20 protein-coding genes are annotated in these 21,355 nt (G+C 40.4%); 4 read left to right on the top strand and 16 right to left on the bottom strand.

What is annotated here, in order from left to right:
- Positions 1-21: 21 nt before the first annotated feature.
- Both LKM37_06630 and typA read right to left on the bottom strand, forming a co-directional pair.
- Positions 22-555, bottom strand: coding sequence for a DUF177 domain-containing protein (locus tag LKM37_06630; protein MCI1720668.1), 534 nt, complete (start codon positions 553-555; stop codon positions 22-24).
- 62 nt (positions 556-617) lie between these two features.
- Positions 618-2,429, bottom strand: coding sequence for a translational GTPase TypA (gene typA / locus LKM37_06625; protein ID MCI1720667.1), 1,812 nt, complete (start codon positions 2,427-2,429; stop codon positions 618-620).
- A gap of 73 nt (positions 2,430-2,502) precedes the next feature.
- On the opposite strand from typA, the gene guaA reads away from it, so the two are divergent.
- Positions 2,503-4,245, top strand: coding sequence for a glutamine-hydrolyzing GMP synthase (gene guaA, locus LKM37_06620; protein ID MCI1720666.1), 1,743 nt, complete (start codon positions 2,503-2,505; stop codon positions 4,243-4,245).
- A gap of 7 nt (positions 4,246-4,252) precedes the next feature.
- Here the strand turns inward: guaA and LKM37_06615 are convergent, their stop codons facing one another.
- Complete coding sequence (locus LKM37_06615; GenBank protein ID MCI1720665.1) at positions 4,253-4,768, bottom strand: O-acetyl-ADP-ribose deacetylase; 516 nt, start codon at positions 4,766-4,768, stop codon at positions 4,253-4,255.
- Positions 4,769-4,860: 92 nt separating this feature from the next.
- Positions 4,861-5,313, bottom strand: coding sequence for a hypothetical protein (locus tag LKM37_06610; protein ID MCI1720664.1), 453 nt, complete (start codon positions 5,311-5,313; stop codon positions 4,861-4,863).
- A 137-nt stretch (positions 5,314-5,450) separates the two neighbouring features.
- Here LKM37_06610 and LKM37_06605 point away from each other — a divergent pair, with 137 nt between their 5' ends.
- Entirely contained in the window at positions 5,451-6,350 is a 900-nt protein-coding gene (locus LKM37_06605; GenBank protein MCI1720663.1) for a M48 family metallopeptidase, read from the top strand.
- Between the two features lie 14 nt (positions 6,351-6,364).
- Here the strand turns inward: LKM37_06605 and LKM37_06600 are convergent, their stop codons facing one another.
- The 12 genes from LKM37_06600 to LKM37_06545 all read right to left on the bottom strand — a co-directional run bounded on the left by LKM37_06600 (position 6,365) and on the right by LKM37_06545 (position 20,339).
- Positions 6,365-8,302: a SpoIIE family protein phosphatase gene (locus LKM37_06600; GenBank protein ID MCI1720662.1), complete on the bottom strand. Its 1,938-nt coding sequence runs from the start codon at positions 8,300-8,302 to the stop codon at positions 6,365-6,367.
- A 2-nt stretch (positions 8,303-8,304) separates the two neighbouring features.
- Entirely contained in the window at positions 8,305-8,610 is a 306-nt protein-coding gene (locus tag LKM37_06595) for an STAS domain-containing protein (protein ID MCI1720661.1), read from the bottom strand.
- Between the two features lie 12 nt (positions 8,611-8,622).
- On the bottom strand, positions 8,623-9,036 hold the full coding sequence (locus LKM37_06590) for an ATP-binding protein (protein ID MCI1720660.1): 414 nt from the start codon (positions 9,034-9,036) through the stop codon (positions 8,623-8,625).
- A 7-nt stretch (positions 9,037-9,043) separates the two neighbouring features.
- Positions 9,044-10,978, bottom strand: a complete 1,935-nt coding sequence (locus tag LKM37_06585) for a SpoIIE family protein phosphatase (GenBank protein MCI1720659.1) — start codon at positions 10,976-10,978, stop codon at positions 9,044-9,046.
- Between the two features lie 5 nt (positions 10,979-10,983).
- Positions 10,984-11,958 (bottom strand): ABC transporter substrate-binding protein, encoded by a 975-nt coding sequence (locus LKM37_06580; protein MCI1720658.1) that lies wholly within the window; start codon positions 11,956-11,958, stop codon positions 10,984-10,986.
- 94 nt (positions 11,959-12,052) lie between these two features.
- Positions 12,053-13,816, bottom strand: coding sequence for an MATE family efflux transporter (locus tag LKM37_06575; GenBank protein MCI1720657.1), 1,764 nt, complete (start codon positions 13,814-13,816; stop codon positions 12,053-12,055).
- A 30-nt stretch (positions 13,817-13,846) separates the two neighbouring features.
- The gene (locus tag LKM37_06570; GenBank protein ID MCI1720656.1) at positions 13,847-15,583 is read right to left on the bottom strand and encodes an MATE family efflux transporter; all 1,737 of its coding nucleotides are present in this window, start codon (positions 15,581-15,583) and stop codon (positions 13,847-13,849) included.
- Between the two features lie 2 nt (positions 15,584-15,585).
- Positions 15,586-15,963 carry a hypothetical protein gene (locus LKM37_06565; protein ID MCI1720655.1) on the bottom strand — a complete coding sequence of 126 codons (378 nt, stop codon included), beginning with the start codon at positions 15,961-15,963 and terminating at the stop codon, positions 15,586-15,588.
- Positions 15,964-15,987: 24 nt separating this feature from the next.
- Positions 15,988-17,346 (bottom strand): MATE family efflux transporter, encoded by a 1,359-nt coding sequence (locus LKM37_06560; GenBank protein MCI1720654.1) that lies wholly within the window; start codon positions 17,344-17,346, stop codon positions 15,988-15,990.
- Positions 17,343-18,650, bottom strand: coding sequence for an L-serine ammonia-lyase, iron-sulfur-dependent, subunit alpha (locus tag LKM37_06555; protein MCI1720653.1), 1,308 nt, complete (start codon positions 18,648-18,650; stop codon positions 17,343-17,345). The genes LKM37_06560 and LKM37_06555 overlap by 4 nt, the downstream gene beginning before the upstream one ends.
- 38 nt (positions 18,651-18,688) lie before the next feature.
- Positions 18,689-19,618 (bottom strand): PhzF family phenazine biosynthesis protein, encoded by a 930-nt coding sequence (locus LKM37_06550; protein MCI1720652.1) that lies wholly within the window; start codon positions 19,616-19,618, stop codon positions 18,689-18,691.
- A 28-nt stretch (positions 19,619-19,646) separates the two neighbouring features.
- Positions 19,647-20,339 carry an SIMPL domain-containing protein gene (locus LKM37_06545; GenBank protein ID MCI1720651.1) on the bottom strand — a complete coding sequence of 231 codons (693 nt, stop codon included), beginning with the start codon at positions 20,337-20,339 and terminating at the stop codon, positions 19,647-19,649.
- 239 nt (positions 20,340-20,578) lie between these two features.
- Between LKM37_06545 and LKM37_06540 the strand changes: the two genes are divergently transcribed.
- Positions 20,579-21,064, top strand: coding sequence for a hypothetical protein (locus LKM37_06540; protein ID MCI1720650.1), 486 nt, complete (start codon positions 20,579-20,581; stop codon positions 21,062-21,064).
- A complete protein-coding gene (locus LKM37_06535; protein MCI1720649.1) occupies positions 21,054-21,254 on the top strand; it encodes a helix-turn-helix transcriptional regulator in 201 nt (66 codons plus the stop codon). The genes LKM37_06540 and LKM37_06535 overlap by 11 nt, the downstream gene beginning before the upstream one ends.
- Positions 21,255-21,355: the final 101 nt, after the last annotated feature.

Here is a 21,355-nt window from a genome sequence, read left to right as displayed (position 1 = left end):
AATAATAATCATCGCGACAGTTTACTTCTTCTTCTTCCCCGCCTCTTTAAGCAGCTTGTCCAGCCCGCTGAAAGGAGCATAAGTCTCTTTATCCTCCGCTGCATCCTCCTTGCCTTTAAGCTCTTGCAGCTTTTTCAGCATTTTAGGATTGCACTTCCCCTCTTCATGAACTTTCTTAAGAGGAAGATTTACGCAGATATAATCATATATAAACTGCTTTAAATCAAGCTCTCCCTCTGACGGGTCAATAATCAGGAACTCATCAGTGCTCTCCGTTTTCTCCCCCAGCTTTGCCGCCTTAACGGCCACATCAGCTGTAAAATCCATCGGGATTTCAAGGTCATCCAAACATCTGTCGCACTCCGTAACCACGGTTCCGACAACGTTGCAACTCACGTTCATCCAGCCGCTTCCCTTATCCAATTCCACTTTAGCAACCAGACTGGCATCCTTAATTTGAGAATTATCAAACTCTCTAAAAAAATCACCTTTTACGGGAAATTCATAGTCATGCTTTCCCTGCGCAAGTCCGCTTATCTGAATCTTATAATCCATCGCCGAGCCTCTTAAATTCGTTGGGGGCGCAAATATACTTAAATAATCGGTAAAGGCAAAAACTAGTCTGAATTCTGCTGCTGGTGCCTCTTGCGCTCGTTCTCGTCCAGATAAATTTTCCTTATCCTCAAGTGCTTTGGCGTAACCTCTACAAGCTCATCATCCTGAATATACTCCAGCATCTCTTCCAGTGTGAACTGCATTGGAGGAGGAAGAACGGCCTTCTCATCAGAACCTGATGCTCTAACGTTTGTAAGCTTCTTCTTAATGCAGATATTGACATTCAAATCCATGGCTCTTGTGTACTCGCCCACAACCTCGCCTGCATACACTTCATCACCCGGATTGACAATCCATTTGCCTCTGTCCAGCAACTTCCACATAGAGTATGCAACTGCAGTTCCGGTCTCCAAAGCTACAAGGGAACCGTTAGTTCTCTTCTCAATCTCTCCTTTGTACGGCTCATAACCTTTATATCTGTGAGCAATGATTGCCTCACCGGAAGTAGCAGTAATCAAATTGCTTCTAAGTCCTATGATACCTCTTGCAGGAATATCAAAATCCAAGTGAACTCTGTCTCCTCTGTGGTCCATGTGCAGCAGCGCGCCTTTTCTTCTTGTAGTAATCTCGATAGCTTTTCCAACCATCTCCTCCGGCACATCAACTATCAGGTGCTCAATAGGTTCGCAGCGCACGCCATTTATGTTCTTATCAATAACTTTAGGCTGCCCTATCTGAAGTTCAAACCCCTCTCTTCTCATCGTCTCAATCAAAATTGACAAGTGAAGAACGCCTCTTCCATATACAATAAAGGAGTCTGAAGTTTTTCCCGGCTTAACCCTAAGAGCCAAATTCTTCTCCAGCTCTTTATCTAGTCTGTCCTTCAAGTGCCTGGACGTTACATATTTACCGTCGCGACCAAAAAAAGGAGAGTCATTAATGCAGAAGAGCATGCTCATAGTTGGCTCATCTACAGAGATTGGAGGCAACGCCTCAGGATTTTCAAAATCAGCAATTGTATCTCCGATTTCAAATCCCTCTATGCCGACAACAGCGCAAATATCACCGCTCTCTACCTCTGCCTGCTTTGTCTTCTCCATTCCTGTAAATACCATCAAGTCCTTGATTCTCTGCTTCTCCTGGCTGCCGTCTCTCTTGCACAAAGTGATGTCCTGGTTAGCTTTTAGTATGCCTCTTTTAACTCTGCCTATTGCAATTCTGCCAACGTAAGGCGAATACTCCAAAGAGGAAATCAGCATCTGAGGAGTTCCCTCATTGTCCTGTTCTGGAGCGGGAATTTCAGATATAATCAAGTCCAGCAAAGGGATAAGATTTGTGGTCGGCTTCTTCCAGTCCAAAGACATCCATCCTTGTTTTGCGCAACCATAAACTGTCTTAAAATCAAGCTGTTCCTCAGTTGCATTAAGAGCAAACATCAAATCAAAAACCTGCTCGTTAACCTCATCCGGCTTGCAATTCTGCTTGTCAATTTTATTAATTACAACAAGCGGTTTCTTGCCCATTTCCAATGCCTTCTGCAGCACAAATCTGGTCTGAGGCATACACCCTTCAAACGCATCCACAATAAGCAGCACACCGTCCGCCATGTTTAAAACTCTCTCAACCTCACCTCCAAAATCGGCATGCCCCGGAGTGTCTATAATGTTGATTTTGTATCCTTTATACGGAATGCTCACATTCTTTGAAAGAATGGTGATTCCCCTCTCGCGCTCAAGTTCATTATTATCAAGAATCAGCTGGCCGTTCTTCTCAGTCTCCCTTGTAACCTTTGCCTGCATAATCATCTTGTCCACCAGCGTAGTCTTGCCGTGGTCAACGTGAGCAATAATTGCTATATTTCTAATGTTTTGCATAATCGGCTGCAAAAGTAGAGAAATATTGTTTTTTTTAGCAGTATCTTTGAAGAAAATTTTTAAAATCTTAACAATGGACAAAATCATTATCCTTGATTTCGGTTCTCAGGTAACACAGGTGATAGGCAGAAGAGTCAGAGAATTAAACGTTTACTGTGAGATTCACCCTTTTAACAAGTTCCCTTTTTTAGCTCCCGACAGCTCATCTGCAGGAGAAAAAATAATTCCTTCAGATATAAAAGGAGTCATACTTTCCGGGAGTCCGTTTTCAGTAAGAGAAAAGAATGCGCCGCAAATAGATTTGTCAGATTTCTTTGGAAAAATTCCTGTGCTTGGAATCTGCTATGGCGCACAATATATTGCATATAATTGCGGCGGAAATGTTGAGGCTTCGCAGACAAGAGAGTACGGCAGAGCGGAATTAACAATCGCAAAAATTGCAAATTCAAGAGGAAAGTCTGGCAAAGGCAATAATTCAGGTGACAGCATATTTAATGGTATTCCTAAAAAGTCATTCGTATGGATGAGCCACGGAGATTCCATAACAAAGCTTCCAAAAGGAGCTGAGCTAATTGCCTCCACATCAACAGTTAAGAACGCCGCCTATAAGATGAATGTTCCTGCCGTTGAATGCAAATCTTCCCGCTCAAAGTCAAAGTGCAACACGCTTGCAGTATACGCATTCCAATTTCACCCGGAAGTTTTTCATTCTCAATATGGCGGCAAGATGCTGGAGAATTTTGTGATGGGAGTATGCGGGTGCAAAGGAGACTGGACAACAAAGTCTTTTATTAAATCAACTGTCGCTGAGCTAAAAAAGAAAATAGGAAATGACCAAGTTATCCTGGGCCTTAGCGGAGGCGTTGATTCTTCCGTTGCCGCTGTGCTCATTAACAAGGCCATAGGAAAAAATCTGCACTGTATTTTTGTGGATAACGGACTGCTGCGCAAGAATGAATACGAGGAAGTACTCAAGCAATATCGCGGGATGGGATTGAATGTGATTGGGGTGGATGCCAGTGAAAAATTCATGACCGCGCTAAAGGGTGTGACTGATCCGGAGAAAAAAAGGAAGGCCATAGGAGGAACTTTCATAGACGTGTTTGATTCTGAGGCACAGAAGATTAAGAACGCAAAATGGCTTGCGCAGGGAACAATCTATCCAGATGTGATTGAGTCAAGTTCCGTTAACGGTCCGTCCGCAAAAATTAAATCTCACCATAACGTTGGCGGTCTTCCGGAGAAGATGAATTTGAAGATTGTTGAACCGCTGCGCTCCCTGTTTAAAGATGAAGTGCGCAGGACCGGACGCGCCCTTGGAATAAAAAGAGAAGTTATATCCCGCCATCCGTTCCCGGGCCCGGGACTTGGCATCAGAGTATTGGGAGAAGTAACAAAAGAGAAACTGCAAATTCTTAAAGAAGCTGATGCTATTTATATTGGAGAGATGCGCAAATACATGACAACTCTGCCGCCTGCATCAAACGGTTTTGTTGCAGAAGAAATGGCAAAAGAAAAAGCTGTCGGGAAGAGAAAAGAAGATTGCAAAATATCCTTGTATGACGCTGTATGGCAGGCTGGTACGATTCTGCTGCCTGTGAAAAGCGTTGGAGTAATGGGAGATGAAAGGACTTACGAATATACAGTTGCATTACGTGCCGTTGTTTCAAATGACGGAATGACAGCGGATTGGGTGCATCTGCCCTATGATTTTCTTGCAAAAGTTTCAAATGAAATCATAAACAAGGTTAAAGGCGTTAACCGCGTCTGCTATGATATTTCATCAAAGCCGCCGGCAACTATTGAGTGGGAATAAAAATTATCTAGCTAAAAGCCTCAAATTCTTCATTTCTGAAGCAATAGATATACGTTTGCAACTTGCTATCTGGATGTGAGTTATAGAAATTCTTTATAGTGTCCGCAGCAATTTTGCAGGCCGCTTTCATAGGATAGCCGTACACTCCGGTACTTATGCAAGGAAACGCAATGCTTTTAAGTCCCTTATTCTCCGCTATTTCCAAAGAGGTTTTATAACATCCTGCAAGCAGCTGAGGTTCACCGCTTTTACCACCATGCCATACAGGACCTACTGTATGAATCACATATTTTGCCGCCAGATTATAGCCGCCTGTAATTTTGCTTTCTCCTGTCTTGCAGCCATTTAGAGTGCGGCACTCCTCCAGCAGATGAGGCCCGGCCGCTCTGTGAATTGCGCCATCAACTCCGCCGCCGCCTAATAATGAAGTATTTGCAGCATTAACTATTGCATCTCCGGCAAAATCTACAACGCTGCCTCTTACAACATAAAATTTGTCTTTTATGATTTCCAGTCTATCCATATCTCTAAACATTGTTTTAATCTTGTTTTAATCTAAAAAAGCGGACATTTTTTGATGCCCGCCTATTTAAAATTTCCTGTTATCTATAGAGATTATTTAGTCTCTCCCGGCTTTCCGCCAAATAAAGTGTACAGCCAATTTCTATGCAGATATAACGTAAAGTGGTCACCGTAAGCTTTGTACATTTCCATATAATCTGAATCTGTATTATCAACATACCAAAGAGTCTCTACTCCGTCTGACGTTACAATGTCAATAGCGCCGCTCCTTTCATCAACATCATAAGTAAAAGTCTGCTCCCATGTAATGGTATACTGATAACTATTATATGCAACACATTGGCGATAAATACCTGTGCCATTGTAGCCAAAAGATATCATATAGAAAGTCTCTCCGGGAGCTCCCATGTTCTCTTCCCATTTCCCCTGAATAAAATCATACAAATTATCATCAAAAGGGTCATCGTTTGGGTCACAAGAATTAAACGCAAAACAGCATACGGCAAGGACCGATGCAATCATAAATTTGTTTAAAAATCTCTTCATATAACTTTAATATTTTGTAAACCACATCATTTCGGCCGCAAAGGTATAATTTTAATTTTTATTATGCTTGACGGAATCTGCCCAAAATGACCATCAAAAGGATATTTTTTATAAATTTCCGCAAAATTTAAGTGGTCATGAAAACAAATAAGGGATTTAACAGACACAATTTATTTAAAACAATTTCCATCGCGATAGTTGCCATACTATTTGCAAATTCTTGCGGTACCGTGGCAGTAACCGGCAGAAAGCAGCTTATGCTTGTATCTGATGAAGATGTGCTAAGTTTAAGCAACAAGAGCTATAAAGAATATATGGATACTGCAAAAGTCTCTACAGATAAGAAAAATACAGAGATGGTTGTACGGGTTGGAACAAGATTGGCTAATGCCGTTGAAGAATACTTAAAAGCAAACGGACTGGAATCTGAATGCAAAAATTTTGCTTGGGAATTTCATCTTGTACAAGATAAAGAGGCAAATGCATTTTGCATGCCCGGCGGAAAAATTGTTGTAAATGAAGGATTGCTCCCTATTACGCAGACAGAAAGCGCTTTAGCAGTTGTATTGGGACACGAGATTGCGCATGCAGTTGCAAAACATTCCGCTGAAAGAATGAGCCATCAAATTTTAACAAATTACGGCGCATCTGCATTGGGAGTTATTTTATCCGGGCAATCTGCTGCTACACAAGCTGTTTCTCAGGCAGTATATGGCCTTGGCGCAAACTACGGAGTAATGATGCCTTTCTCCAGAAAAGATGAAAGCGAAGCTGACCACATGGGATTAATCTTTGCAGCAATGGCAGGATACGACCCACAAGTTGCAGTTCCTTTCTGGCAAAGAATGCAGGCCGCAGGGACAAAAGTTCCGGAATTCTTTAGCGACCACCCTTCAGATGCCAACCGTATTGCACAGATACAGAAAGAGCTGCCGGAGGCAATGAAATATTATAATGCTTATAAGGCAAGCGCCGGCAAAACAAAGCCGTCACAAGCAAAACCTGCAACGGCTAAGAAATCATCCAATAAGAAATAATATCTGTTTCTATATTAGCTCTCCAAAGTTTTGTACTGTATATCCATGATTGTTATATCATCGCTTTGTACAGCTTGCTTAACATGTCCTGCTATGCCATCCATTAAGACATTGATAATGTCTCTTACACCGCTCTGCCTGTTCTGTTCAACAAGTTCAAGAAGGCGTTTCTCACCAAATAATTCTTTGGTTTCGCTCTCCGCCTCCGTCACTCCATCTGTGTAAAGAACAAGCTTGTCTCCCGGACTAATTGTAAGCGAATCTGCCTTATAGTCAAACCCTCCCATCAAGCCGACGGGAAGATTTTTCTTTAGGTTCAAATAATGCACACCCTCTTTATTTGACAGAATCATCGGATTATGACCGGCATTGCAAACTTTGAGATTACCGCTGTTTAAATCCAGGACACCTATTATCATAGTCACAAACATGTTGGAAGGATTGTTCTCGCACAAAGGAGAGTTCATTGCTTTAATAATATTGGAAGGCTCCGTATCTATCTGTGTAAGAGTTCTGAACAAGCTGCTTGTAATTGCCATGATTAATGATGCGGGTACTCCCTTGCCGCTTACATCGCCTATTGCAAAATATAGCTTTTGCTCCCTGACAAAGAAATCATATAAATCTCCGCCAACCTCTTTTGCAGGTTTTAGTATTGCATACAAATCCACATCTCTCCTATCCGGGAACGGAGGGAAAATCTTTGGCAGCATGCCCATCTGTATATCATGAGCAATGCTAAGCTCTTTTTCCATTCTCTCCTTGTTGGCTGTAGTAACCTGAAGCTCATCTATATACGTCTGAAGAGAATGGCGCATGTGATCTATGGAATTGTGCAGGGTCATCAGCTCGTCTTCCGTGTTAACTACGGGGAGTATGGTATTGAAGTTTCCATCAGCTATCTCTCCGGCAGACTTGGAGAAGCCGGCTATAGGTTTTGTCATCCATGCTATAACCTTGTATGTCAGCACGTTGACCAGCAGCAAGCCGATTATGAATAGGATGATAATCCTGTTCGTGATATTTCTTAAATCTCCAAGTATGTAACTATCAGGAGTTACGGTGCATATTGACCAGCTGACATTAGGAATGTTTGTATAAAAAGCGTAAAACGATTTCTTGTTTTGTTTAAACTTTACCATTCCGGATTTCCCTTCAATCATGTCATGGCCGGCCTTCTCAAAATCTTTGCTGCCAGATTGAAATGCAGTGATGAATACCGTTTCATTCATGATTTTGCTGTGGTCCACATTGCTAAGGTAATAGCCGTGGCGGCTAAGCATGAATGAATAACTGTCGGGACCCAGAGGCTTCATTGACTCTACAAACTGAGTAAGGCTATCCAGCGATACATCTGCAGTCATCACGCCTATAGCCTTGCCGACATTATCTCTTACAATGTGTGCGCAAGTGGTCATCATGATATTGCCGCCTCCCTCATCATAATATGGTTCAGACCAGTAATCCTTGTTCAGCCTGATTGGGATAAGAAACCAGTCCATTCCAAAATAATCATAACTCTCATCTTTGAGGATTGTTGTTGAAATTTTTCCGTTTTCCTTAATCGAATATGGGAAATACCATTTGCCCTGTCCTTTGATATAGTCAGGAATAAAGGCTATTCCGCCTCCTATTATGATTGGATTGGATTTTAGAACATTCTGCTCAATACTAATAAGTCCGCTTTGAAGTGTATTAAAGTCCTTATAATCAGACATTTTTATTTTCCACATATTATTAGCAAGAGCAACATCCACCTGGCTCATTTTTCCCGCCACCTGCAACGCCGCCGATTGAAGCAGCGGTTCTGCTCTCTTAATGGTGCTGTCCAGCAAAGCGTCTTCCGTATAATTATAATAGACAACCATAATTGCAGTAAAAACTACAATTACAGTTACTGATACAAAAGTGCTCAGCCGCTGCGCAAAAGAGTGAAATCTAAATAATGCCAACTTTAGTCTATTATAGTGAATATCAAAGTAAAACCGGTCATCTCAAATACCTCTTTAATTTCCGGTCTCATAGCTTTTAGAGTAAGCTTGGTATTATTCTTTGTACATGCCTTCTGGAGACTCATGAAAAGACGCAGGCCGGAGCTGCTGATATATGCCAGGTCTTTGCAATCCACGCAAATATCTGTATTCTGGACTTCTAATAACGGGCGTAATTCATTTTCAACATCCGGGGCACAAGCAGTATCAAGACGTCCATCTAATGCTACTAGGTATTTTCCCGCATCTTCTGTAATTGTTGTTTTCATGCTTATATGTTTTTATATTTTTTTCTTAAGTGTTAATTGATTCTCTCCGTTAATACGCTGATATGAAACTTCATTCATGATTTTCTTTACCAACATAATTCCAAGCCCTCCAATAGGACGGTCTTCAACTGAGGCGGTGATATCTGGATTTTTTGCATCCTTGGTGGGATCAAAAGGCACGCCCGTATCAGTCAAAAGGAACATAAGTTCATTATTTTCTAACTCAGCAAACAAGTGTATCTTATTTTTCTCAGGAGCAGGATATGCGTACATTATAACATTCGCAATAGCCTCCTCCAAGGCTAAGTTGATACTTGTAACCACAGCAGGAGACAGACTGAGCTCTTCTCCTATTTGCTCGGTAAAGCTCTCTATCTTAGAGACTTCACTTACATCATTGCTTAGTACCAGTTCTTTTTTATCCATAATATAATTATGACTTATATTGTATATCCATTATTGTAATATCATCGCTTTGTACTGCTTGCTTAACATGTCCGGCTATGCTGTCCATCAGAAGGCCAATAATCTCTCTAACATCCTTCTGTTTAGTATTTTCAACAAGTTCAAGAAGGCGCTTCTCACCAAATAATTCTTTGGTTTCGCTCTCCGCCTCCGTTACTCCGTCCGTGTAAAGAACAAGCTTGTCTCCCGGATCAATTGTAAGCGAATCTGCCTTATAGTCAAACTCTCCCATCAATCCCAAAGGAAGATTCTTTTTCAAGTTAAGATAATGAACTCCCTCTTTATTTGATAGTATCATCGGATTATGTCCGGCATTGCATAAACGCATCTCTCCATTATTCAGATTCAAAACGCCAATAATCATTGTGATGAACATATTGGAAGGATTGTTCTCACACAGAGGAGCATTCATTGCCTTGATAATGTTTGCAGGCTCCGTATCTATCTGTGTAAGAGTTCTGAACAAGCTGCTTGCAATTGCCATGATTAATGATGCGGGCACTCCCTTGCCGCTTACATCGCCTATTGCAAAATAAAGCTTATGCTCTCTAATGAAGAAATCATACAAATCTCCGCCAACCTCTTTTGCAGGTTTTAGTATTGCATACAAATCCACATCTTTTCTATCCGGGAACGGAGGGAAAATCTTTGGAAGCATGCCCATCTGTATCCCGTGTGCAATGGTAAGTTCTCTCTCCATCCTCTCCTTGTTGGCTGTAGTAACCTGAAGCTCATCTATATACGTCTGAAGAGAATGACGCATGTGGTCTATGGAATTGTGCAGGGTCATTAGCTCGTCTTCCGTTTTAACTACGGGAAGTATGGTGTTGAAGTTTCCATCCGCAATTTCTCCGGCAGACCTTGAAAAGCCGGCTATAGGTTTTGTCATCCATGCTATAACCTTGTATGTCAGCACGTTGACCAGCAACAAGCCGATTATGAATAGGATGATAATCCTGTTTGTGATATTTCTTAAATCTCCAAGTATGTAACTATCAGGAGTTACGGTGCATATTGACCAGCCAATGCCGGGAACAGTTGTGTAAAAAGCGTAAAATGATTTTTTCTGAAGCTTGAATTTCACCATTCCGGTCTTACCCTCAATCATCTCATGACCAGCATCTTCCAGCTCCTTGCTTTTTTCCTGGAATGCGGTGATGAAAACTGTCTCATTCATGATTTTGCTGTGGTCCACATTGCTAAGGTAATAGCCGTGGCGGCTAAGCATGAATGAATAGCTGTCGGGACCCAAAGGCTTCATTGACTCCACAAACTGAGTAAGGCTATCCAGTGACACATCTGCTCCAAAAATTCCAACGGGTTTGCCTGCATCATCTCTGATTAAATGGACACACGTTGTCATCATTGTATTTCCGGCGCCCTCATCATAATATGGTTCAGACCAGTAGTCCTTGTTCAACCTGATTGGGATAAGAAACCAGTCCATTCCAAAATAATCATAATCAGCATTATTCATGATGCTGACAGTTATTTTGTCACCATCCATGGAAGAGTAAGGGAAGTACCATCTCCCTTTCTCCTTAATGTAGTTTGGAATGAAACCAATTCCGCTTCCGATTATTATTGAATTTGACCTCAAAATATTTTCCTCCACGCCCAGCAAACCAGCCTCCAATGATTTGGAATCCTTATAGTTAGAGAGTTTTATCTTCCACATGTTATTAGCAAGGGCAACATCTACCTGGTTCATTTTTCCCGCCACCTGCAATGCAGCAGTATTAAGCAAAGGCTCCGCCCTTTTTATTGTGCTGTCCAGCAAAGCTTCTTTGGTATAATTGAAATAGACTACCATAATTGCAGTAAAAACTACAATTACAGTTACTGATACAAAAGTGCTCAGCCGCTGCGCAAAAGAGTGAAATCTGATGAGCGGGAATCTCATATTCCTTAGTTTTTAAGGGGGGTCTTTACAAAGTCAATATAATAAATATCTTTCCCGATTCCTCCAAATGATGCAACAATATTTAACGAGCGTGTAAACTCCTGTTTGCTAAGGACAAAACTCTGTTTGGAGCCATTTGCTTCCTGAAGTCTCAACACCTCATCCAATACCAAATTCTGATGGTATTCATTAGTAGCAATTTTGTGCTTGCGCACCTCTTTCATAACGCAACTTACAGCATATTTTCTGTGACTATATGCATACTCCCAACCTTTAACGGATGCCTCCACAAAGTCATTCACAAGCTTTTGATTTTTATTATAAAAATCTTCAGTAACATATATGCCATCTTGAGGCACGTCCCATCCGGCTTTTTCCAGCCAAAGAATTTGCTCCGGCTTAGCATTATATCCGCACTCCTTCAGCTGCAGCAATTCATTAAAGCTGCAAAGCAGGCAAAAGTCTAAAGCCCCTGATAAAAAGGCATTTATACCACCGCTTACGATAACCTGCCGGGTAGTATTGCCTGTTTTTGAGTTAATTGCCGTCATCATAATTGGAGCCAGTCCGTTCCATGTACCAAGATCCGCATTCCTCAGCGCAGTCAAATCCTTTGCAGGTTTGCTACATACGATGCAATAACTATTACGGTGGCACGTCTCCAAAACATTCACAATCTTAACACCTTTGGACCTGAGAATAAGAGCTTGTGAAAGATTCATTATTGCCATATCTGCTTTATGATTAAACAGAAAGACAGAACGGTCAGCTCTGTCTATCATGCTTTTTGACGTAATAAACTCAATCTCAATACCTTTCGCCTTGTAATACCCCAGCTGATCGGCCACATAATAACCGGCAAATTGAGCTTGCGGAGTCCATGGAGGCAATAAAATCAGTTTTCGCGCAGAAAGCGCCACATTATTAATTAATAATGCTACGGCAAGCAAACCAATAGTTCTCAACAGATAATTTTTCATAACTCTTTGTGGAAAAAGCACTTTTTAGGTTCCTACAAATATAATAAAAATATTTTCACGAATCTAAAAACATGTGCTTCAATAAGCACCTTAGCTAGAACTCGTAGATGGTCCTATTGTCACCGACAGACATAGAAAAACGAGAACCTTTTTGAGAAGAGACAATCATAGATGACAAATATTGCCGCAATGAATCGGGCATTGCATTTACATCTGTTGCATTGCTGTAAATTCCATTGGAGCGTATGTACATGAGCAACTTGCGCTTAAACATTAAAGTACACTCAACGTAATATTTTTTGTCCTTTTTGGTCTTATCTATATTGAGCATATAAGTCTCTTCCAGCATAAGTAAAATCTTTAGAATTTTCTTCTCTTCAATGCCACGCTTAATAAGCTCTTTTTCAACCATATCCATCAGCATTTTCACATTCTTTTTTGTGCCGACCACATCAAATGATGCTTCATTATTGAGAACCTTCTTGCTTAACATCCAAGGAAAAACAAAATTTCTCTTCTTTGCCATTTTATTCAAAGGGAACATACTTGCAATAAAACCTATGAACACAGATATGCTTATGGCAATCCATGCGCCCATGCTTCCATAATTTAATCTGGAACAAAAAATAAAAGTAAGCGGAAGCGTAAAAACAAAAAGCATCATAACTGATATAAGAGAGGAGAATAAAACATAGCCGGCATTCAGCAAATAATTTGCAAGCAGCAGACCCCATACAAGGAAAAGACCGGACCATGCATAAATTCTTATCGCTCTGACAGATGCGGCGCACAAGGCGGGATCCGTAACTCCAAACATCAATGGAATTTCTTTTGAGAAAATGTAAATCAAAGCAATGAAGAGCACCATAATAACTCCCGATATAACCGTAGCTATTCTTGCTGTCTTAAGTATCCCCGCAAAATTTGTCTCTCCCCTGTAAATGGAGACCATTGGCTGTATGGTCTGGGAAAAGCCCCCATACGCGGCAAGAAAAAATGACTGAATATTCACAACTATCGTGAATACAATAATAGTATTGGAATTAAAGTTCCTTAACAAAAACCAGTTAAAAAAAGAATACAGCAGCACTATGCTGAAATTGAAAATCAAAGCCTCTGTAAATCCGGCCTTTATGACGTTCAGCGTATCTTTAAGATTTATGCGTAAGATGAATTTCAGAGGATTGTTTTTCTCAGTAAACTGCATCAATAATACGGCGGAGGCAATGGCAAGACTAAAGACTGTTCCAAGGCTAAGGCCCATCATTCCAATATATTTCCCAAGTACAAGAGACAGCACAATGTTGGAGACGGCCAAAACTATGGCGGATATTGTACACCATTTCTTTCCCCCCTCGCCTATTACCGCAGCAAAAATTACAGGATAAAATATAAGCAGCGGCTGAAACAACAACCCTGTAAAATAGCCGCTTACATAATTGTATACTTCCGGGGTTGTTTTGAACATCAATAATATATTAGACTTAAAAATCAAAGACAGCACGGTAATCAGCACGCCGGCGGCAACGGAGATTATAAGACCTTGTCCGTAAATCATATTGGCGCGGTAACGGTTCTCTTTGCCAATAGCCAAAGAGGCAAAGAAAGCTGTTCCGGGGATGATAAGCATGCTTACAAAAGTGATGAAGGCGATATATGGCTGGCAAAGTGTAATTCCTGCTAATGCTCTGTCTCCAAACAAATTACCCGCAATTACATTATCTGACAATTGCAAAACATACTCTACCATCGCAAATAATAAAGCGGGCAAAAGAAGGTGAACAAAATCATCATACACTAGAGAACCTCTAAGAGCCTCGGCTCTATGCATGTAGCGTGAAATATCATTCTTATCCATACTTGAACTCAAAAGATTAAGTTTAGGTTTTTAAAATTCATATATAGTTCTGTTGTCCCCGACAGAGAGTGAAAAGCGAGAACCCTTCTGAGATGAGACAATCATGGAGGACAAATATTGCCGCAAAGAGTCAGGCATCGCATTAGTATCCGTCGCATCACTATACACACCATTTGAACGCACATACATCATAAGCTTATCCTTGAACATCAAAGTGCACTCTACATAATATTTTCTATCCTTCTTAGATTTATCCAGGTTAAGCATGTAAGTCTCCTCCAGCATAAGCAGTACCTTGAGAATTTTACTGCGTTTTACTCCTCTTCTAACAAGTTCATTTTCAACTTCATCCATCAGCACTTTAACATTTTTTACATTAGCCTGCACATCAAAAGAAGTTTGGTTGGAAAGCTCATCTTTATCCAGCAGCCAAGGGAAAACCTCCCTCTTCTTTTTTGCATGCCAATACATAAAATATAAACCGGCCAGCACTCCGATTGTCGTTGAAACACTCATTACCGCCCAAACACCACTAAGAATTTTATGTGCTCCAAATATAAATGAAAAAGGTACATTAAATAAAAAGAACATTGAGCACATGATAACAACTGCAACCGCAAAATGCTCTGTCTTATCAAGATATCCGCTTAGCGTCATACCCCATACAAAGAACAGAGCGCAAGGAGCATATATCCTTATAGCTTGTGCAGCTGCACCTCGCAATTCTAAATCCTTCACGCCAAAAGCCAAAGGAATATAATTTGAGAATAATAATATCACAATTATAGGAAAGAGCGTTATCAATGTGGAAACTATTGCGGAAACGTTCATAGTTTTTTCTATTCCTACAAGATTATCTTCTCCTCTGTAAATAGTTATCATAGGCTGAATTGCCTGAATCAGACCTTCATATACAGCCGTCAGCAGTTCCATTATGTTCACGATTATTGTGAAAATTACAATCGCATTTGCATCAAAATATTTTAGAAGAATAAAGTTAAAAAAGAGCAAGAAAATGGAAACAAACAGATAGAAAAGGAACGCATCCCTGAAACCTTCTTTTAACACTCCGGCGACATCTTTCAAATTGAAATAAAATACAAATTTCAGAGGATTATTTTTCTCCCAAAACTGGAACAGGAGCACTATTGAAGCAAGAGCAATGCTAATCATAGTGCTTATGCTAAGTCCCTTAATTCCAAGATAATGACAAAGCAGCAGAGACAAAATAATTTTTGATGCCAACATTATAATTCCGGAAAAGGTACACCATTTTTTACCTCCGTCATTTATTACCGCAGTAAACAGGACAGGGTAAAACATGAAAAGAGGATATATCAGCAAATAGTTGAAATACTGTTCCGTATTATAGAATATATTGTCCGGAACATTAAAAACATTAAAAAGGCTGTGCTTAAAAATCAGAGATCCGGCAAAAAACACAAGCCCGGAAAAAACCGCCATAATAATTCCCTGGCCAAAAAACTGGTTTGCTCTCTCGCGCTCCTCTTTTCCAACCGATAAAGAAGAAAGCACCGCAGTGCCCGGAACAATCAACATATTTACAAACGCAATGAAGGAGAGATATGGCTTGCATAGTGTTATAGAAGTCAACGCGCTATTGCCAAGCATGTTACCGGCAATGATATTGTCAACCAATCCCCATACAAACTGAACTCCGGCATATAGAAAAGAGGGAATAAGGAGGTGCAAAAAATCATCTCCGGCAAGCGTACTTTTATATGAAAAAATTCCTCTCCTTTTCATAGTTAAAATTCATATATAGTTCTATTGTTACCAACAGACAATGAAAAACGAGATCCTTTTTGAGAAGATACAATCATTGTAGAAAGATACTCCCTCAAAGATTGCGGCATGATATCAGAATTGGTCACATCACTATACGCACCGTTTGAACGGACAAACATATATATTATTTTATCTCTGAACATTAGGGAACATTCAACATAAAACGTTCCTTCTGCTTTCTTTCCGCTTTTTCTTTTCTCTTTATCCAAGTTAAGCATATATGTCTCCTCCAGCATAAGCAGGATTCTAAGTACCTTCTGTTGTTCAACCCTCCTTTTAACAAGTTCTTGCTCAACGCTGTTCATCAGAGGCTTTAAATTACTCTCCGTTGCTATCACATCAAATGATGCTTGATTGGCAAGCTATTTCTTGTCAATCAGCCACGGAAATACGCAATTATACTTTTTAGCCCTAACTCTGACCAATAATAAAATGATAAACAAACCAACTACAACGGAGATACTCATAGCAGCCCACACGCCGTTAACGTTACCTGAAGTTCCAAATATAAAAACAAAAGGCAACATAAGGATTACAAAAAGAGTATTGAGAATGGAATAAACAAAGTGTTCCATAAAAAGCATGTACGTACAAAAACAAAGGCCTCCTATTAAAAATAGAGCCGACAACATAAAGATTCTAATAGCCTCCACAGCAGCTGTTTGCAATGACGGATCATTAACCCCAAAAATGGACGGGACACACCTTGCTCCAATAAAAATAATCACAACAGCAGGCACAAGAAAGAGAGAAGAAATGTAAGAAGCTATAGACATGGTTTTAGCGATTTCTCCAAAATTTCCTTCACCTCTGAATATTTCAATTATCGGCTGGACAGCCTCATTAATACCGTCCGAAACAGAAACACACAGCTGCAAAAGACTCATAACCATAGTGAAAATTATTATTGCATTCCCATCGTAATTTTCCAGCAAAAACCAGTTAAAAAACATATAGATACCTGAGACACAAAGAGAAAAGAAGGACTCGCTAAAGCCAAATTTCATCACGTTCAATGACTCTTTCAGATTAAAAAAGAAAACAAACTTCAGCTTGTTGTTCTTCTCAAAAAAGTTGAACATCAAAAATAGAATTCCAACGGAAAGCCCAATGTATGTGCCTAAACATAATCCTCCGATACCTATTAATTTGCAAAGCACTATAGACAGCACTATTTTTAAGACAATCAGTGCTATAGAAGAAATATTGCACCACTTTTTTCCGCCGTCATTCATGACTACCGCGTACATTACAAAGTACACTATGAAAAGCGGCAGATAGAGCAAGTAAGAGAAGTAAGTATCGGCGTATATGTCAATGTCTTTTGGTACATCTAGGAAATTGAGTATCTGATATTTGAAGATTAGGGACGCCAGAGTGATAAATGCTCCTGCAGCCAAAGAGAGAATTACTCCTTGTCCAAAAAATTTATTGGCAGCATTTCTGTTATCACTCCCGATAGATTCAGAATAAAGCACAGCTGTTCCCGTAAGAATGAGCACCTGCACAAACAAGAAAAAAGAGAAAAAGGGCTGACACAGCGTAACACCTGCAAGCGCTTTATCTCCAAGCATATTGCCGGCAATAATACTATCGGCCAACTCAAGAATAAAGTCCACCATGACTGAAAGCATGGCGGGAACCAGCAAATGAACAAAGTCATCCGCAACTAAAGTTCTTCTAAATGCACGAATGCTATTTGCTCCGCCTAAACCTTTCATTTATGGGTCATAATATCTAGCACAGCTTTGTCTGTCTCTACCATAGCATTAGCTCCGATTGAGGTAAGATTATGTATGCACTTGTCAACATCATCATCTACAATTCCTTCCGCAGAAGTAACGTACTTATTCTCCATTGATAATATTGCAGACAAGACAGCTGTTGATACCCCCGATGAAATTTTAAGAGCGCAACTTGGTTTAGCTCCGTCACATATCATTCCTGTAAGGTTTGCGACCATGTTCTTCACGCAATTACAAATATTATTGTAATCGCCACCCATTAAGTAAGTTATGCCGCAGCTGCTCCCAATTGATGCCACAACACATCCGCAAAGGGCAGAAAGCTTGCCAAGGCTCTGTTTAATATATATAGCAGTTAAATGGCTGAGCATCAGAGCCCTTATAAGTTGCTCGTCAGTATTATGATTGTCTTCCGCAAAAACCACAACCGGATTTGTTGCGCAAATTCCCTGATTTCCGCTTCCGGAATTGCTCATTACGGGAAACATCGCACCGCCCATCCTGCCATCGCACGCTGCGGCCGTTATAGAAATCATGTGAGTAAAAATACTGTCACCCAGCACTTTCCGGCTCAGCGGAGTTGTCATTGTCTTTCCAAGATCATGTCCGTAATCTCCCTTCAGGGAATCATTTGCAGCTTTCTCATTAAGTTTCTTTGTCTCCAGAATAAAAGAAATCTCTTCCAAAGGAGTCTGTGATGCAAACTCATAGACCATCTTCATATTCAGTCTGATATCTCCATCCTCACACTCTTTTCCGGCAGGACAGCGCTTGTCAAAAACGACTCCGTCGGGAGCTTTAAGATATACAAAGTTAGTATGGCTGCTTGCAATTATTGCAGTTGCGCTCTGATTATCAGTATGATTCCCGACAGTTTTTCTGCCGCTGCAAGTAATCTCCACATAAAGTTTTTCAGTGATGCCCTCTTTAAGTCCAATGTGAATTCTGTTCTCCGCAATATATTTTTTCCCATCCTCAACAGAATGAGGCGTTGCATCCTTCAGAACCTCAAGCTTATACTCAGACTTTCCAACAAGCGCGCCAAGAGCGACAGCTATCGGGAGTCCTATCATTCCGGTTCCAGGAATTCCTACCCCCATTGCATTTTTTAAAATATTGGCGCTCAGGAGGACTTCTATCTTCTCCGGCCTAACTCCCAAAGTTTCAGTTGCTTTCGCAACACAAAGCGCAACTGCCATTGGCTCCGTACATCCAATTGCAGGGACAACTTCTTTATGAACAAGGGAAATAATTTGGTCACGTATATTCTTATCTAACATAACATTCTGATTTATGCTCCAAATTTACAAAAAAATGCCTAAATCTCCCCGCCGGCCAAACTTGCATAGCCACCAATAAGCACCCGCCCATTCTTCAATTCGCAAAAAAGCTCACCGCCTCTTTCTGAAAGCTGAGCCGCATGTAACTTACTCTTTCCCAATCTGTCAGCCCAAAAAGGGACAAGCGTGCAATGAGCAGAACCCGTCACCGGATCTTCCAAAATTGTCGCCTGCGGGGTAAAGAATCTTGATACAAAATCAAATGTTGCATCACAGCAATCTTTTGCTCCGCCGCAAATTGATTTTTTACCGCTATAAATTTCACTTGAAGTTACAGCAATCCCGCCCGGGTCAAGATTAATTTTATCAAATTCCGCACGGTCAATTTTAATATTCCGGATTTGCGCTTCATCATCATACAGCAGTATATAATCCCTAGATAAATATACTTCTTTTGGCTTGATATTTAATGCATTATAAATATTCTCCGGTAGTTTTGCAGGCTTTGCCGGACGAGACGGAAAATCCAAAACATACATAAAATCACCGCTGCCGCCGCTGCCACTGCCGCTGCTGTCGCTACCACGCTCGGCTGGACACCTTGCTACTTTTATCTCACCCTCGCATGTATCAAAGATTGCCTCTTTTTCTCCAAGTATCTCATACACAACATACGCGGAGGCTAGCGTAGCATGTCCGCATAAATCCATTTCAATATCGGGAGTGAACCAGCGCAATGAGTATCTGCCTGAGTGTTTCCTTGAGGAATATGACCTGTCGGGAGCATCACTATCAGAGAATTCTTCCTTTAAGAGAAAAGCTGTCTCAGGCAAACCATTTTTAGCCGCAAGCGCAAGCATCTGAACATCAGGGATTTTCTCATGCAGCAAGACGACACACGCGGGGCTTCCAAGGAAGCCGGAACTTTTGCCGACAAAAGCATTAACTATGTAAGATGTCTCCTTCAAAGTTTATCTGAGCAGATTCCGGCAGCTGTTAGTTCATGTAATACTCTACAGTTGTGACAACCCTCAAACTCTTGATATACGGAGTGTTGCTATCCCTATCCTCAATTGAAAACTGTCCTTGCGTAGCATTTTTAATTTTGCCAAGATGGCTGTGAGAATCCTCCGCAAACTTTTGTGCAGACGCCCGCGCATTCTTTGTTGCTTCCTCTATCATCTTAGGCTTCACGTCATTAAGCTTAGTAAAAGAGAATTCCGCATTTCCGCCGGAAGACAACGGAACACCTTGTTTGATAAGCTCGCTCTGCTTTACAAGCAGGTCACGCACAAGATTTACCTTAGTAGTAGAAACTGTCGTGACAGAAGTAATATTATATCTATACTCAGATTTATTATCTCCATAATAGCTCTGCGCCTTTAAATCTGTAACGACCGGTGCGGATTCCGTGATTTCATCTTTGCTAATTCCGTTATCTAAAAGGAACTTTGTAATGATTGCGTTTTTGGATTCAATGTCTGCATAAAGAGATGTTAAATCATTACCCGCAGCAACATAAGAAATTGGCCAAATCACCTTATCTGCAGGCATTTCCATCTCTGAAAGTCCTTTAACTGAAACCGTCCCGTCCAGCTTTTTAAATTTTACGATTCCGCATCTGACGGCAAGTCCCATACCTATCAATCCAACCGCTATAATTATTGCGGCAACAACTGTTGTGTTAATTTTATTTTCCATAACCATTCATAAATTAAGCAGGTCTTGCTACAACCCGCATTTTTACAAAGGTAACAATTAAGAAACAGAATAGATAAAGCGTTTCAGTCAACATTCTTTAATATCTCGCCACAAGTCTGTTGTTACATTATTGTAAAGTTTATTTGATTTTTTGACAAGTTTTCTTGTCTGTTTGTAAAGTGTACTTTACATTTGTGCAAGAAATAACAGTAAATAAAATCAAGAATATGAAAAACGAAAACTACTTGCTGCCGCATATCTTCCAAAAAATAGGATTTATATTGCTGGCATGCGTAATAGCATTTGGCCTCTTCTCAAGTATCAAAAACTCAAGGAGTGAGAGAGAATTTACAATCAACGCAAAATACTGGCATTATTCGGGTATGATTCTGTGCGAGCCAAGCAGCGGATTTACCTGCGAGAAAGAAAACATAACCCTTACACTTGAGATAGTATTTGGACTTGCCGCCTTAACATTTATAGCTCTCTCAAAGGAAAAAGCTGAAGATGAAGGCATTGCACATATAAGAGAAATTTCTCTCGTACGTTCTTTATGGATTACGACTTCCGTCAGCGTGCTTGCTGCAATATTCATTTACGGAATTCCATACTTATATGTGATGTTCTTTTTCCTGTTTGCATATCTGCTAATATACATAATTGTATTCCGCATCGCGATGGCTAATTTTAACAAAACATGCCATGAAGAATAGTATTAAAGTAGAACGCGCAGTTTTAAATATCTCACAGCAGGACCTGGCAGATAAAATAGGAGTAAGCCGCCAAACCATCAATGCAATAGAGACTGGCAGATATATTCCATCCACGGTACTTGCGCTAAAAATTGCGGCTGTTTTTCATAAAAGCGTCAATGAAATATTCACGCTGGAGAGAAGAGATTAGACAGAAAAAAACCATTTGGCAAAAATTTGCAAAATCTTTTGATAACTTTGCAAAGAATACCTAAACATTAGACATGAAATTTCACTCTGTAATACTAAGAT

Source organism: Bacteroidales bacterium (genome assembly GCA_022647615.1).
Classification (GTDB): domain Bacteria; phylum Bacteroidota; class Bacteroidia; order Bacteroidales; family UBA932; genus Egerieousia.
Note: the sequence above shows the minus strand (reverse complement) of the source record. Positions and strands in the feature narration are given on the sequence as shown.

Excerpts from the sequence above, each read along its gene's own strand:
- LKM37_06570 (MCI1720656.1), bottom strand. The coding sequence starts at position 15,583 with ATGAAAAGGAGAGGAATTTTTTCATATAAAAGTACGCTTGCCGGAGAT.
- LKM37_06585 (MCI1720659.1), bottom strand. The coding sequence starts at position 10,978 with ATGAGATTCCCGCTCATCAGATTTCACTCTTTTGCGCAGCGGCTGAGC.
- LKM37_06595 (MCI1720661.1), bottom strand. The coding sequence starts at position 8,610 with ATGAAAACAACAATTACAGAAGATGCGGGAAAATACCTAGTAGCATTA.
- LKM37_06630 (MCI1720668.1), bottom strand. The coding sequence starts at position 555 with ATGGATTATAAGATTCAGATAAGCGGACTTGCGCAGGGAAAGCATGAC.
- LKM37_06555 (MCI1720653.1), bottom strand. The coding sequence starts at position 18,650 with ATGTTAGATAAGAATATACGTGACCAAATTATTTCCCTTGTTCATAAA.
- LKM37_06605 (MCI1720663.1), top strand. The coding sequence starts at position 5,451 with ATGAAAACAAATAAGGGATTTAACAGACACAATTTATTTAAAACAATT.
- LKM37_06575 (MCI1720657.1), bottom strand. The coding sequence starts at position 13,816 with ATGGATAAGAATGATATTTCACGCTACATGCATAGAGCCGAGGCTCTT.
- LKM37_06590 (MCI1720660.1), bottom strand. The coding sequence starts at position 9,036 with ATGGATAAAAAAGAACTGGTACTAAGCAATGATGTAAGTGAAGTCTCT.
- typA (MCI1720667.1), bottom strand. The coding sequence starts at position 2,429 with ATGCAAAACATTAGAAATATAGCAATTATTGCTCACGTTGACCACGGC.
- LKM37_06615 (MCI1720665.1), bottom strand. The coding sequence starts at position 4,768 with ATGGATAGACTGGAAATCATAAAAGACAAATTTTATGTTGTAAGAGGC.
- guaA (MCI1720666.1), top strand. The coding sequence starts at position 2,503 with ATGGACAAAATCATTATCCTTGATTTCGGTTCTCAGGTAACACAGGTG.
- LKM37_06580 (MCI1720658.1), bottom strand. The coding sequence starts at position 11,958 with ATGAAAAATTATCTGTTGAGAACTATTGGTTTGCTTGCCGTAGCATTA.
- LKM37_06540 (MCI1720650.1), top strand. The coding sequence starts at position 20,579 with ATGAAAAACGAAAACTACTTGCTGCCGCATATCTTCCAAAAAATAGGA.
- LKM37_06535 (MCI1720649.1), top strand. The coding sequence starts at position 21,054 with ATGAAGAATAGTATTAAAGTAGAACGCGCAGTTTTAAATATCTCACAG.
- LKM37_06560 (MCI1720654.1), bottom strand. The coding sequence starts at position 17,346 with ATGAAAGGTTTAGGCGGAGCAAATAGCATTCGTGCATTTAGAAGAACT.
- LKM37_06610 (MCI1720664.1), bottom strand. The coding sequence starts at position 5,313 with ATGAAGAGATTTTTAAACAAATTTATGATTGCATCGGTCCTTGCCGTA.